This is a genomic window from Amycolatopsis sp. NPDC047767, assembly GCF_040704195.1.
In the GTDB taxonomy this organism is placed as follows: Bacteria; Actinomycetota; Actinomycetes; order Mycobacteriales; family Pseudonocardiaceae; genus Amycolatopsis.
This window is the reverse complement of record NZ_JBEYSJ010000003.1, coordinates 479,095-491,448: the sequence shown is the minus strand read 5'-3', so window position 1 is coordinate 491,448 and position 12,354 is coordinate 479,095. Positions and strand designations below refer to the sequence as shown.

Genomic DNA, 12,354 nt, shown 5'->3' with positions numbered 1-12,354 from the left:
CTGAGGCGCCTCAGCCGCGGAAGATGTTCTTGCGCTGGGCGAGGCGGCGGTACAGGGCTTGCTGGATGGATTCGCGCACCTGGTCCGTCAGGGTGAACACCAGCATCGGGTCGTCGATGGCGTCCGGGGTGAAGTCGTCGGTGCGAATGGGTTCGCCGAACTCGATGGTCCACTTCGTGGGCAGCGGGACGGCGCCGAGGGCACCGAACAGCGGGAAGAACGGCGTGACCGGGAAGTACGGCAGACCGAGCACCCGCGCGAGCAGGCGGATGTCGCCGATTTTGGGGTACGTCTCCTCCGCGCCGACGACGGACACGGGGATGATCGGCACGCCCGCCCGCATGGCGGCGGAGACGAAGCCGCCGCGGCCGAAGCGTTGCAGCTTGTAGCGCGCGGAGAACGGCTTGCCGATGCCCTTGAAGCCTTCCGGCCACACGCCGACGAGCTCGCCGCCGCGCAGCAGGCGTTCGGCGTCGGCGTTGCAGGCCAGCGTCTGGCCCGACTTGCGCGCGAAGGAGCCCACCAGCGGCATCTTGAACACCAGGTCGGCGCCGAGGCCGCGCAGGTGGCGCCCGCCCGTCTCGTCGTGGACGGCGACGGCGGTCATCAACGCGTCGAGCGGCAAGGTGCCCGAGTGGTTCGACACGAGCAGCGCGCCGCCGGTCGCCGGGAGGTTCTCGACGCCGAAGGTGTCGACGCGGAACCACTTCTCGTACAACGCGCGCAGCGGCGGCAGCACGAGGGTCTCGGTGAGCTCGGCGTCGAAGCCGAACTCGTCGACGGTGTAGTCGCCCGTCAGGCGGTTCCGCAGGAACGCCAGCGCCGAGCGCACGGACTCCGGCAGGGGTTCCGGCTCGGCGGGAGACGGCGGGGCGGCCGGGAAAGCCACCACCGGCGCGTCCGAAGCAGACTTCGCAGGCTCGGCCGGCGGCGCGGCAGGCTGCGAAACCCGCCCCGGGCCGTGCAGCGGGATCACCTGGGCCTCGGCTCCGTTCACGGTGTGCGCCTCACTTCCGATCGCGGGGCTCATCGGCCGGCCTGCCCGGTCGCGGCGGCCACGAGGACCTTGCCGGCCAGCGAGGCCAGCCGGGCGCCGTCGAACACCGGGCGCAGGCCGCGGCCCGCGGTGTAGTCGTCGAACGCCTCGCGCGTGGTGAAGCGAGGCTGGTAGCCGAACTCCGTCTTGAGCTTCGTGATGTCCACGACCCGCCCGAAGTTCAGCAGGCGGACCTGGTCGGCCGAGAAGTCGACCACGCGCGCGCCCCGCAGGACCTTGCCCACGGACGGCACCACCGCGCTCGGCATCGGCAGCCCCACGCGGCCCGCCCGGCGGATCGCCTGGGACAACCCGAGTACCCCTTCCGACGCGACGTTGAACACGCCCGGCTTGTCCTGCAGCACGGCCTGCTCCAGCACGCCCAGCGCGTCGGACGCGTGCAGTAGCTGCAGCCGCGCGTCGTAGCCGAAGACGGTGGGCACGACGGGCAGCGCGAAGTACCGCGAGAGCACCGTGTCGACCTCGGGCCCGATGATGTTGGCGAAGCGCGCGAGCGTGACCGTGATGTCGGGCCGGCGTCGGGCGAGGCCGCGCACGTAGCCCTCCACCTCAACGGCGTCCTTCGCGTAGCCGCTGGACGACGTCGGGATCAGCTCCGAGTCCTCCGTGAACACGGCCTGCGAACGCGCCCCCGCGCCGTAGACGGCCGCAGTGGACTTGACCACGAGCTTGCGCACCTTCGGCGAGCTCTGGCAGGCCGCCAGCAGCCGCATGGTGCCGATCACGTTCAGTTCCTTGTCGGCGGAGCGGCGGCTCGGGCCGGCCGGGTGGGCCAGGCACGCCGTGTGGACCACCGTGTCGACGCCGGCGCTGCTGATGACCTTGGCGATCAGCGGGTTGCGGATGTCGGCGCGCACGAACTCCGCATTGCCCATCCGCTGCAGCACCTCTTTCGGAGGCGGCGCGGTGTCGACGCCGATCACGCGCTCGAAGGCGGAGTTGGTGCCGAGGCGGGCGAGCAGCTTCCCGCCCAGGTCTCCGGCGACCCCGGTGACGAGCACGATGTTCGACGGCATGGGACTCCCTGTGCGGCTGGGCTGTTCGGCTGGGCGTGAGAGGGCGGACGATCACCCGAAGTGCACGAGCCTGCACTCATTGAAAGCATCGCGCGGACGCACCACCGATGTTACCGGCGCCGGGGGGTGCCCTGACCAGGTCTTACTTCGTATTTACAACTCCACCCGAGAATTGCGGCTCACGCCTCACTCGATCGGGGGAGAAGGCCCACCACATGGACGTGGCCCGTCCAGAGACTGGACGGGCCACGGCGCATCAGCTGTGGGGCTGGCTCACTTGCCGGCCTTACGACGCTGCACTCGCGTACGGCGAAGCAACTTGCGGTGCTTCTTCTTGGACATGCGCTTGCGGCGCTTCTTGATCACGGAACCCATAGGGCGCTCCTCAGTTGTCGTCGGTCACGCTGCCCGGCGCAGCGTCCAACGGGTGGAGCGCACAGGCACGAGCGGTCTACCAGGTTACCCGCGTCCTGACGCGGGCCGGTCGGCGGGCATGGCTAGCGCATGCCCGGCGACCGCGCAGCCCCGCCCGCCGCCGCCCTCAACGGAGCGGCTCGCCGCACTGAGCTGCTATCCGACGTCGAAGTAAGCACCCTGCAGGTACTCGTGCACAGCCTTTTCGGGCACCCGGAACGACTTGCCCACCCGCACGGCGGGGAGCTCACCCGAGTGCACCAGCCGGTACACGGTCATCTTCGAGACCCGCATCAGCGTGGCCACTTCGGCGACTGTCAAAAACTGGACCTGCCCTACCGCGGGCAAATCCTCCTTCTTGTTCGGCGACATGATTACCGCGTCCTTCGACACGTGTCGCGCCACGAGGCTTCCCCACCTGTGGTATCGACACGCACGTGCTCTCCCAGAGGGTAGCGGGACACGTGGGACTAGTGCGACGGCTGTCACCGGGATGGGCCCCTACCTGCGGGTTTTCCGCACGCGGATAACCCTCCCGGGTCTGGTTTGCCGGTTTTGTCAGTCCTCGTGGGCGCGGCCGAGCTCTTCCGAACGGTCGCGCGCGGCCTCGATCGCGTCCAGCAGAGCCGCCCGCACGCCGTGCTTCTCGAGCTCGCGGATCGCGTTGATCGTGGTGCCGGCGGGCGACGTGACGGCCTCGCGCAGCAGCACGGGGTGGTCCGTGCCCTCGGCGAGCATCTTCGCGGCGCCCACGGCCGACTGGATGATCAGCTGCCCCGCGAGCGCGCGCGGGAGGCCGAGCAGGATGCCGGCGTCGATCATGGCCTCGACCAGGTAGAAGAAGTAGGCCGGTCCTGAGCCTGAGAGGGCCGTGACGGCGTCCTGCTGCGATTCCGGTACCTCGACGACCTGGCCGACGTGCGAGAGCAGCTCGTGGACCGTGGCCAGGTGTTCGGCGGTGGCGTAGCGGCCGGGCGACATCGCGCTCATGGCCTCGCCGACCAGCATCGGCGTGTTCGGCATCACGCGGACCACGGGCACGCCGTCGGCCAGGCGCCGCTCGTACAGCGACGTCGGCAGCCCCGCGCACAGCGAGACGACCAGCGAGGACGCCCCGAGCAGCGGCGCCAGCTCCGCCAGCACCGGCTCGATGTCCTGCGGCTTCACGGCGACCACGAGCACGTCCGCACGCTTCGCGGCCTCCTCGACGGTCGCCGCACGCATGCCCGGGTAGCGCTCCTCGAGCTCGCGGACGCGACCCTCGTAGCGCTCGGTGAAGAGCAGGTCGCCGGGCGCGTGGCCCCCGTGCAGCAGCCCCGACAGGAGAGCTTCGCCGATCTTTCCCGCGCCCAGCACCGCAATCACACTCATGCCACTGAGAGTGCCAAACGCGCGTCAGGCTCCCGGTGCCGGGGCGAGCGCGAGCTGGCGCGCCTGCGCGACGAGCCGCCCCTGGGAGTCGACCACCGTGGCGTCGGAGTCGAACCAGGCCTCGTGCACCGAACGCGATTCCACCAGGATGCGCAGCCAGCCCGGGGCCGGGCGGGTGCGCAGGAAGGCCGTGAGCTGCACCGTGGGCGCCCAGCCGACGCGGCCGAGGTTGGCCACCACCGGCGGGTTGAGGTCGCCCGCGAGGAGTGCGAAGTAGACGTCGCCGATCCCGTCTCGGGGACGTACCCACAACTTCATCCGCGGCGGGTCGCCGGCGCGCCCGGCGAGATACCCCGCCGTGGCCGGGTCCACGCGGACCTCGCAGCTGGACGAGAGGTTGAACACGCCCTCCGACGTTTCGGCACCGAGTGGCACCGCGCCCGAAGGCGGTTCGGCCGGCAGCTGCGGTACGTCACTCCAGTCCGGGCGCCGCATCGGCAGCCGCCCGGTCGTCACTCGCGCCTCCACGCAGCTTCGCCCACGCTGCTCCAGCCGCACCCCGACCACCGACGCGCGGCGGCCGACCTTGCGGACGTCGGTGCGCAGCAGCACCGGGCCCAGCGCCGGGGCGTGCAGGAACTCGGCGCTGACCACCAGCGGTTCGGCCGTGGGTTCGCCGCGTTCGCCGAGCACGGCCGTGGCGGCCTTGGCCAGCAGGGCCAGGAGAAATCCGCCGTGGGGGTGGTTCGCGATCGCCCATTCCGCTCTCAGCGTGGCCGTGAAAGTCCCGTCCCCGAGGGAGCGGACCGTGCTGGCCGCGTCGAAAGCCGTCGCCGTCTGTTCGGCCCGGCTCACGAACGGCCGGCCACGGCGGTGCATGTGGCGGAGAAGTTCAACGATCGCAACGAGTTCACGGTCGGCACTTTACGTGTCGATGAGCCGGAAGAGGGTGTCGGCGGGCCCGGGACCGCCCGGACAGCCGATCATGCTAACGACCTGGTCACTGTCCGAGGTGCAACCGGGCGAACAGCAGCGCCTCCGCGAGAGCGCGGGCCCGCTCCGCGGTGGCCACGGCGTGCCGCGTGTTGACTTCGAGCACGACCTGACCGGTGAAACCGTCGCTGACCAGCTTTTCCAGCAGTTCGGCGCACGGCTGACCCCCGTGGCCCGGGATGAGGTGCTCGTCCTTGGGCACGCCCGTGCCGTCGGCGAGGTGGACGTGGCTCAGGCCCTCCCCCATCCGCTGGGCCAGCGCCAGCGCGTCCATCCGCGCGGCGGCGCTGTGGGAAAGATCAAGCGTGTAGTGCCGGAACCCGACGTCCGTGGGGTCGATCGACGGCCGGAACGCCGACACCCGCGCGTTCCGCGACCCACCCGGCGGCCGCACCTTGAACATGTTCTCCACGGCGACCTCGATGCCGGACTTCTCCTCCAGCTCGTCCACGAGGTCCCCGAACGCGTCGCCGTACCGCCGCTGCCACCGGAACGGCGGGTGCACGACGACCGTCCGCGCCCCCAGCTCCTGCGCGGCCTCCACGGACTTCCGCAACCGGATCTCGGGATCCGGCGACCACACCCGCTGCGTGATCAACAACGACGGCGAGTGGATGGAGAGAATGGGCACGTTCGTGCGCTTCGACCACCGCCGCACCGCCGCGACGTCCTGGCTGATGGGGTCCGCCCACACCATGACCTCGACCCCGTCGTACCCGAGCTCCGCCGCGAGCTCGAACGCCGCCCCGGCCCGCAGGGGCCACACCGACGCAGTGCTCAGGCCCACGGGGATCGGGTTCTCAGGCGCGCTCACGGGGGACATCCTGCCTTGCCTGGGTGGGCGTGTCGCAGGTGCCGTGGGTCTCCGCAGAGCTGTTGTCCGTGTTCTTGTCCTCGCAGGGCGGCTTGCCTGGGGAGTGCACCCCGAAGCTGGATTGTGTTGACGGCCGGTGACCTTGTGTCAAGGCGGGAAAGCGTGCCTTGACACAAGGTCGCCGGCCGCAAGGAGGCTTCGGATCGGGGTGCCGGGGCGGGTCTGGGTGCGGGGATTGGTTGCGTTGTCGGCTGGTGGTTGGGGCGGTGGTGCGCCTGGCTCGGGTGGGTGGTGAGTCGGGCGTGCGGCCGGCGGTTGGGTGGGGGCCAGAGCGCGCCAATGCGGCGTTCGGTGCGTTGAGCGCAACCAATGCGGCGTTCGGTGCGTTGAGCGCAACGAACGCCGCGTTGGGGTGAGGCGGGTGGGGGTGTGCCGGGCCGGGGGCCGAAATGCGAGAACTCCCGGCCCGCCGAAGCGGGGGCCGGGAGTTCCGACGCGATAGGTGCCTAGCGCCCCACCAGCAACAGGGCTGCGGGGGAAACGGTCACCACCAGGCCGACCAGGATGGCCAGCAGCGTGGTCTGCAGGTCTTCGGCGCGGCGGATCTTGCGGACGATCCACACCAGCGCCACGATCACCAGCAGCGCGCCCACGAGGGCGGCCGGGGCGAGGTTGACCCAGAGCCAGTTGAAGCCGAGCCAGACGGCGGCGCCGCCGACGACGCCGAGGGCCAGTTGGCCCGCGAGGGTGAGCCACTGTTTGCCCGGGGAGCCTTCGGGGACCGGCTCGGCAGCCGCGGGGGCGGCGGCGGGTTCTTCGGGGGCGACGTCGTCGTAGTCGTCCTCGTAGTCGCCGTGCTGGTCGTAGCCGTAGTCGTCGCCGTCGAAGTCCGGGGAGCCCGGCTGGGCGAACTCGCGTTCGTACTCGGACAGGTCGTCGTCGACGGGGCCGCCGCCCGGGGCGAACGGCATGGGCGCTGGGTAGCCCGCGGTGGGCGGGCCGGCGTCGAAGTCGGCGGGGGCGGCCATGGTGGGCGGGCCGCCGTCGTAGTCGCCCTCGGGTGGGTACGGCTCGGCGTAGTCGTCGGCCGCGTAGTCCTCGTCGGCGTAGGCGTCGGCGGGTTCGCCCGGGACGACCGGCATCACGCCGATCTCGGTGTCCTCGAGCTGTTCCTGCTGACGACGCTTGCGCCAGCCCGCCAAGCCTGGCGGCTGCGCGGGCGGACCACCAGGACCACCCGGACCAGGACCAGCCGGGCCGGGGCCACCGGGGCCAGGGCCACCGGGACCGGGCGCCACCTCAGGCGCCTCCGGCTCCACGCCGGCCACGGCGTCGAACTGCTCCGTGTGCGGGTCCTGCTGCGGCGCGGGCCGGCGGGCCGGCGCCCGGCGCGGACGCTGCGGCGCACCCGTCGGGAACGCGCCACTGGCCATGGGCGGCTCGGGCACGTCGGCGTCGGGCGTTCCGTCGAGACCGTCGAGCCGCGACGCGAGCGTGCCACCCGGCGCGGGCGGCGGGCCGGGACGACGGCGGACCGGCGGCACCTGGTTGCGGGTCTCTTCCGCACCCGGCGGCGGCACCGGCTGCTGACGCGTGGGACGTCCCCGCGGCGGCACCGGCATCTGGCCGGACTCCTGCGGCGGCGCCGGCGGACGCACGAACTGGCTCGACTCGGGCGAAGGCGGAACCGGCATTTGCGCCGATTCCTGCGGTCGCACGAACTGACCCGACTCCTGCGGCGGCGCGGGCGGGCGGGTGTACCCCGTCTCCTGCGGCCGCACGAACTGGCCGGACTCCGGCGGGCGGGCGAACTGCCCCGACTCCTGCGGCGGCTGACGCACGAACCCGGAATCCTGCTGCCCGTTCACCGGGCGGACCGACCGCGTCGGCGGACCGGACGGACCAGGTCCACCCGGACCCGCGGGACCAGGACCGGCCATCCCACCCGGCCCCTGGGGACCGGCGGGCGGCGCGGGAGGAGCAGCAGGCGGACGCTGCAACGGCCCCGACTCCTGCGGCACCGCGCGCGGCGCGGGGGCCGCGGGGGCCGCGGGCCCGTCCGAACGACGACGGCCACCCGCCGAACGCGAAGGCGGCGGCGGAGTGCCGCCGTCGCTGGTCACGCGGTCGATGATCGCCTGCGGAGCGGTGTCGCTCACGCCCGCCGCGCGGCGGCCGCCCTCCGGCGGCTGCTCGGGGGCGTCGTCGTCTTCCGCTGCGCGACGCCTGCGCCGCCGTGAACCCTCGACCTGCTGCCCGTGCTGGGCGAGCAGTTCGGCCACGGTCTTCTGGGGCGGGGCGCCGTTCTCGTCGGTCATACCGTGCTGTCCAAAGCGCGCTCGGGGTTGGCCACGGCAGGTGCCGGCGGCCGGACGCAGGCGGCGCCGCGCGCGCTGAACACCGTGCTGTGCATGTCCGTCACCTCTTCACCGTGCCTGTTTTCCGTCACCGAAGTCCAGTCCACTGCTGTCACCGGTCCTCCCCGTTCGCCGAAACGCCGGCGAGGGCGGCCCCAGTTTCGTCCGCGCCGTTGGAATGGTCCAGCCGTCGCAGGATGACACCCTCTCGCAGTGCCCACGGGCAGATCTCGAGTTCTTCGAGGGAAAGCGCCCGCATGGCGGCTTGCGCCACCAGAGCACCCGCCACGAGCTGGTGCGACCGGCTCGAGCTGACTCCCTCGAGTTGTGCGAGGTCCGCTGCGGGCATGCGCGAGATGAAGGCGATGAGCTGGCGCAACGCGGTGTCCGTGAGCGTACGGCGCACGCGCGGGCCGGCCGCCGAGGGGGCCGCGCCGGTGAGCCTGGCCAGGGAGCGGAACGTCTTCGACGTCGCCACCACCCGATCGGGTTCACCCCATTTCGCGACCTTCTTCGCGAGCCCGCTGAGCTGGTCCTCCAGCCACGCCGAGGTCGCCACGACCTCCGAGCGTGTCGGCGGGTCGTGGCGGAAGCGCGTGCGCGTGGTGCGCCCGGCTCCCAGCGGCAGCGACTCCGCGAGCACAGGTTCCTCGTCGCGGCCCATCGCGACCTCCAGCGAGCCGCCGCCGATGTCGAGCACCAGCACCTGGCCGGCCGACCAGCCGAACCACCGGCGCACGGCCAGGAACGTCAGGCGCGCCTCGTCGACGCCGGAGAGCACCTTCAGCTCGACGCCGGTCTCGTCCGCGACCCTGGCCAGCACCTTCGCCGAGTTCTTGGCCTCGCGCACGGCCGACGTCGCGAACGCCATCACGTCTTCGCACCCGAGCCGCACGGCCGCGGCCCGCGCCGACTCCACGGCCCGCACCAGCTGGTCGGACCCCGCGCGGCTGAGGTCTCCGGTTCGCGTGATCTGCTCGGCGAGGCGCAACACGGCCTTCTCCGAGTGCATGGGCGTCGGGTGCGCACCACGATGGGCGTCGACCACCAGCAGGTGGACGGTGTTGGACCCGACGTCGAGTACCCCTAGGCGCACGAGGATCCAGCGTACCGGTCCCACAGCCAGGTCTCGAAACTGTAACCAACACCACTCGGTCCGGGCTCGACTCTGCGTGCCCGAGCGCCCGCGCAGGGTGAAAAATGAGGCGTTTCCCCAGGAGCGAAACCGGCCGGGGTGGCAAGAAAAAACCCCGCCATCCCGGCCGTGCTCCGGTGTTTTCCCTACCGCCGGCTCACGTCTCGAACTTGTACCCGAGGCCGCGCACAGTCACGAGGTGGCGCGGGGAGCCCGGGTCGGGCTCGATCTTCGAGCGCAGGCGCTTCACGTGCACGTCGAGGGTCTTGGTGTCCCCGACGTAGTCGGCGCCCCACACGCGGTCGATCAGCTGGCCGCGCGTGAGCACGCGGCCCACATTGCGCAGCAGGTACTCCAGGAGGTCGAACTCCTTGAGCGGCAGCGAAACCTCCGCGCCGTCCACGGTCACGACGTGGCGCTCGACGTCCATCCGCACCGGCCCGGCCGAGAGCACCAGCGGGGCCAGCTCGCCCTCCGCGCCCGGCTCGCCGCCGCGGCGCAGCACCGCGCGCACGCGCGCGATGAGCTCCCGGGCCGAGTACGGCTTCGTCACGTAGTCGTCGGCGCCCAGTTCCAGGCCCACGACCTTGTCGATCTCGCTGTCGCGCGCCGTCACCATGATCACCGGCACGGCCGAACGCTGGCGCAGCTGCTTGCACACGTCCGTGCCGCTCATGCCCGGGAGCATGAGATCGAGCAGCACGATGTCGGCGCCGTTGCGGTCGAACTCCTCGAGCGCCTGCTGTCCCGTCCCGGCCACCGCGGCCGTGAAACCTTCCTTGCGCAACAGGAAGGCGAGCGGGTCGGCGAAGGACTCTTCGTCCTCGACAATGAGAACCCTCGTCACAGGTTTCCTCCATGGTCTGGGCCGGAGAGCTCCTGCCCGGTTGCCACGAGCCGGGGTGTCCGCTCGGGGGTCTTGTCCTGCCGCACCACGGTGGCGGGCTGGGTCTGCTTGCCGCCGCGCGCGCCGTCGCCGCCGGGCTCGGGGCTGACGTGCGCGGGGATCCGCAGCGTGAACGTGGACCCGGTGCCGGGTCTGCTCCACAGGCCCACCGAACCGCCGTGGTTGGCCGCGACGTGCTTCACGATCGCCAGGCCCAGCCCCGTGCCGCCGGTGGCGCGGGAGCGGGCCTTGTCCGCGCGGTAGAAGCGTTCGAACACGCGCTGCTGCTCGTCCTCGGCGATGCCGATGCCACGGTCGGTCACGGCGATCTCTACCATGCCGTCGGCGAGCCGGCGCGAGATCGACACCGGGCTGCCCGGCGACGAGTACGCGACGGCGTTCTCCAGCAGGTTCGACAGGGCCGTGACCAGCAGCGTCCGGTCGCCTTCGATGAGCAGGCCGCTGGCCGTGTCGGTGGTGATGGTGATCTCCGCCGACTCCGCTGACAACGTTGTCCGGCCGAGCGCTTCCCGCACCACGGCGTCGACCTCGACGACGTTGAGGTCCGGCAGCCGTTCGGCGCCCTGCAGGCGCGAAAGCGCGATCAGCTCGGTCACGAGCGTGCCTAGCCGGGTCGACTCGCGGAGGATCTTGCTGCCGAAGCGGCGGACTTCGTCCACGTCGTCGGCGGCGTCGAGCACGGCCTCGGTGAGCAGCGCGATCGCGCCGACCGGGGTCTTGAGCTCGTGGCTCACGTTGGCCACGAAGTCGCGCCGCACGGCCTCCAGGCGGATGGCCTCGGAGTGGTCCACGGCCTCGACCACGGTGAAGCCGTCGCCGAGCGGGCGGACCTCGCCGAGCACCGCCTCCGGCTGGCGCCGCCCGCGGTTCTCGAGCGGCGACAGGTCGATCTCCATCGGCTCGTCGGTCTCCACCACCTGCTCGGCGGCGGCACGGGCCCGCGGGTCGGCCTGGTTCACGCGAACCAGGCCGAGCTCGTAGGCCCTCGGGTTGTGCAGCACGAGGTCACCGAAGCGGTTGAGGACGACAACGCCGCTCCGGGACGACCGGATCAGCCGTTCGAGGAGCTCCGCCACGGTCGGTCCCACCGGCCGTGCCGTCTCCTTCCGGGCTCGCGCCCGGGCGATGAGGAACCCGACGACCGCGCCGACGACAAGAGCGCCGATGGCCGAGATCAGGGCAACTGGCGTGGTCACAAAGGAATCGTAAGCATCCCGGTAGCCTTTCGGACCAGTCTTGGAAGCCCGGTCGTGAGGCGCGTGACACCTACGGGCGACATGTTCGCCCTGGTGTCAGGCCCTGTTCACCCTCCCGAGACCTTCCCGCAGGATGTTCACGCTCCGTCGAGGTCGGCAAGATCGTCGGCCGTCAGGCGCAGCTGCGCGGCGGCGACGTTCTGTGCCAGATGGTCCGGGTTGCCCGTGCCCGGGATCGCGAGCACGTGATCACCTTGCGCGAGCGTCCACGCGAGACGGACCTGGGCCGATGTGGCGTCGTGGCGCTTCGCGACGGCCGCCACGCGCTCTTCGACCCCGGATTCGTCGGTTTGTCCACTCGCGACGGCGAACCACGGCACGAAGGCCACGCCGTGTTCACCGCAGAGGCGCAGCAGCTCGTCGTCCTCGCGGACGGCCGTGAGGCCGTACTGGTTCTGCACGCACACCACGGGCGCGATCGCGAGCGCCTCGGTGAGGTGCTCGGGGCCGACGTTGGAGATGCCCAGCTCGCGGATGAGACCGGCTTCGCGCAGCTCGGCCAGCGCGCCGAAGTGCTCGGCGATGGAGCCCGTGCCGCGGCCGAGGCCCGTGCCGATGCGCAGGTTGACCACGTCGATGTGGTCGCGCGCGAGCTGGCGCAGGTTCTCTTCGACCTGGCCGCGCAGCTGGTCGGGGCGCGCGAAGGGCAGGAACTCGCCGGACGGGTCGCGGCCGGGACCGACCTTCGTGGTCAGGACCAGGTCGTCGGCGTACGGCGAGAGGGCGGTGTTGATCATCTCGTTGGAGGAGAACTCCGGCGTGAAGTAGAACGCCGCCGTGTCGATGTGGTTCACGCCGAGTTCGAGCGCACGGCGCAGGACGGTGAGGGCGCGCTCGCGGTCGGCGCTGGTGCCGCCCGTGAACGGGACGAGCCGCATGGCGCCGAAGCCGAGGCGGTTGACGGTCAGGGAACCGAGCCGCCACGTGCCGGCGGCTGCGGCGGGAAGTGCTGTCTGGGGCATGACTTCCAGCGTGTCCCGGCGGGGTTCGGGGCGCCCGGATTGGCAGGAAGCTGCCACCGGATCTCATCGGGG

Annotated in this window: 13 protein-coding genes; all 13 read right to left on the bottom strand. The window is 71.6% G+C overall.

Going from position 1 to position 12,354, the window contains the following annotated elements; all coding sequences use genetic code 11:
* Positions 1 to 10: 10 nt before the first annotated feature.
* Positions 11 to 1,030, bottom strand: coding sequence for a lysophospholipid acyltransferase family protein (locus AB0878_RS08545; RefSeq protein WP_366577813.1), 1,020 nt, complete (start codon positions 1,028 to 1,030; stop codon positions 11 to 13).
* The gene (locus tag AB0878_RS08540; protein ID WP_366577811.1) at positions 1,027 to 2,073 is read right to left on the bottom strand and encodes an NAD-dependent epimerase/dehydratase family protein; all 1,047 of its coding nucleotides are present in this window, start codon (positions 2,071 to 2,073) and stop codon (positions 1,027 to 1,029) included. The genes AB0878_RS08545 and AB0878_RS08540 overlap by 4 nt, the downstream gene beginning before the upstream one ends.
* A 273-nt stretch (positions 2,074 to 2,346) precedes the next feature.
* Positions 2,347 to 2,448 carry an AURKAIP1/COX24 domain-containing protein gene (locus AB0878_RS08535; RefSeq protein ID WP_007030867.1) on the bottom strand — a complete coding sequence of 34 codons (102 nt, stop codon included), beginning with the start codon at positions 2,446 to 2,448 and terminating at the stop codon, positions 2,347 to 2,349.
* A gap of 195 nt (positions 2,449 to 2,643) precedes the next feature.
* Complete coding sequence (locus tag AB0878_RS08530) at positions 2,644 to 2,859, bottom strand: helix-turn-helix domain-containing protein (RefSeq protein WP_037353555.1); 216 nt, start codon at positions 2,857 to 2,859, stop codon at positions 2,644 to 2,646.
* Positions 2,860 to 3,045: 186 nt separating this feature from the next.
* Positions 3,046 to 3,858: a pyrroline-5-carboxylate reductase gene (proC, locus tag AB0878_RS08525; protein ID WP_366577808.1), complete on the bottom strand. Its 813-nt coding sequence runs from the start codon at positions 3,856 to 3,858 to the stop codon at positions 3,046 to 3,048.
* Positions 3,859 to 3,882: 24 nt separating this feature from the next.
* Entirely contained in the window at positions 3,883 to 4,737 is an 855-nt protein-coding gene (locus AB0878_RS08520; RefSeq protein WP_366577806.1) for a thioesterase family protein, read from the bottom strand.
* 121 nt (positions 4,738 to 4,858) lie between these two features.
* A complete protein-coding gene (locus AB0878_RS08515; protein WP_366577804.1) occupies positions 4,859 to 5,674 on the bottom strand; it encodes a sugar phosphate isomerase/epimerase in 816 nt (271 codons plus the stop codon).
* Positions 5,675 to 6,171: 497 nt separating this feature from the next.
* A complete protein-coding gene (locus AB0878_RS08510; protein ID WP_366577802.1) occupies positions 6,172 to 7,983 on the bottom strand; it encodes a hypothetical protein in 1,812 nt (603 codons plus the stop codon).
* On the bottom strand, positions 7,980 to 8,138 hold the full coding sequence (locus tag AB0878_RS08505; protein ID WP_366577800.1) for a hypothetical protein: 159 nt from the start codon (positions 8,136 to 8,138) through the stop codon (positions 7,980 to 7,982). Before AB0878_RS08505 ends, AB0878_RS08510 begins: the two co-directional genes overlap by 4 nt.
* Complete coding sequence (locus AB0878_RS08500) at positions 8,135 to 9,118, bottom strand: Ppx/GppA phosphatase family protein (RefSeq protein WP_366577798.1); 984 nt, start codon at positions 9,116 to 9,118, stop codon at positions 8,135 to 8,137. Before AB0878_RS08500 ends, AB0878_RS08505 begins: the two co-directional genes overlap by 4 nt.
* A gap of 196 nt (positions 9,119 to 9,314) precedes the next feature.
* The gene (locus tag AB0878_RS08495; RefSeq protein WP_204091841.1) at positions 9,315 to 10,004 is read right to left on the bottom strand and encodes a response regulator transcription factor; all 690 of its coding nucleotides are present in this window, start codon (positions 10,002 to 10,004) and stop codon (positions 9,315 to 9,317) included.
* Positions 10,001 to 11,260 (bottom strand): ATP-binding protein, encoded by a 1,260-nt coding sequence (locus tag AB0878_RS08490; RefSeq protein ID WP_366577796.1) that lies wholly within the window; start codon positions 11,258 to 11,260, stop codon positions 10,001 to 10,003. Before AB0878_RS08490 ends, AB0878_RS08495 begins: the two co-directional genes overlap by 4 nt.
* 137 nt (positions 11,261 to 11,397) lie before the next feature.
* Complete coding sequence (locus AB0878_RS08485) at positions 11,398 to 12,282, bottom strand: aldo/keto reductase (RefSeq protein WP_366577794.1); 885 nt, start codon at positions 12,280 to 12,282, stop codon at positions 11,398 to 11,400.
* Positions 12,283 to 12,354 lie beyond the last annotated feature (72 nt).

What these genes read in the sequence shown, in the direction of transcription:
- AB0878_RS08515 (WP_366577804.1), bottom strand. Translation starts at nt 5,674, where the DNA reads ATGTCCCCCGTGAGCGCGCCTGAGAACCCGATCCCCGTGGGCCTGAGC.
- AB0878_RS08545 (WP_366577813.1), bottom strand. Translation starts at nt 1,030, where the DNA reads ATGAGCCCCGCGATCGGAAGTGAGGCGCACACCGTGAACGGAGCCGAG.
- AB0878_RS08535 (WP_007030867.1), bottom strand. Translation starts at nt 2,448, where the DNA reads ATGGGTTCCGTGATCAAGAAGCGCCGCAAGCGCATGTCCAAGAAGAAG.
- AB0878_RS08520 (WP_366577806.1), bottom strand. Translation starts at nt 4,737, where the DNA reads ATGCACCGCCGTGGCCGGCCGTTCGTGAGCCGGGCCGAACAGACGGCG.
- AB0878_RS08485 (WP_366577794.1), bottom strand. Translation starts at nt 12,282, where the DNA reads ATGCCCCAGACAGCACTTCCCGCCGCAGCCGCCGGCACGTGGCGGCTC.
- AB0878_RS08540 (WP_366577811.1), bottom strand. Translation starts at nt 2,073, where the DNA reads ATGCCGTCGAACATCGTGCTCGTCACCGGGGTCGCCGGAGACCTGGGC.
- AB0878_RS08510 (WP_366577802.1), bottom strand. Translation starts at nt 7,983, where the DNA reads ATGACCGACGAGAACGGCGCCCCGCCCCAGAAGACCGTGGCCGAACTG.
- AB0878_RS08530 (WP_037353555.1), bottom strand. Translation starts at nt 2,859, where the DNA reads ATGTCGCCGAACAAGAAGGAGGATTTGCCCGCGGTAGGGCAGGTCCAG.
- proC (WP_366577808.1), bottom strand. Translation starts at nt 3,858, where the DNA reads ATGAGTGTGATTGCGGTGCTGGGCGCGGGAAAGATCGGCGAAGCTCTC.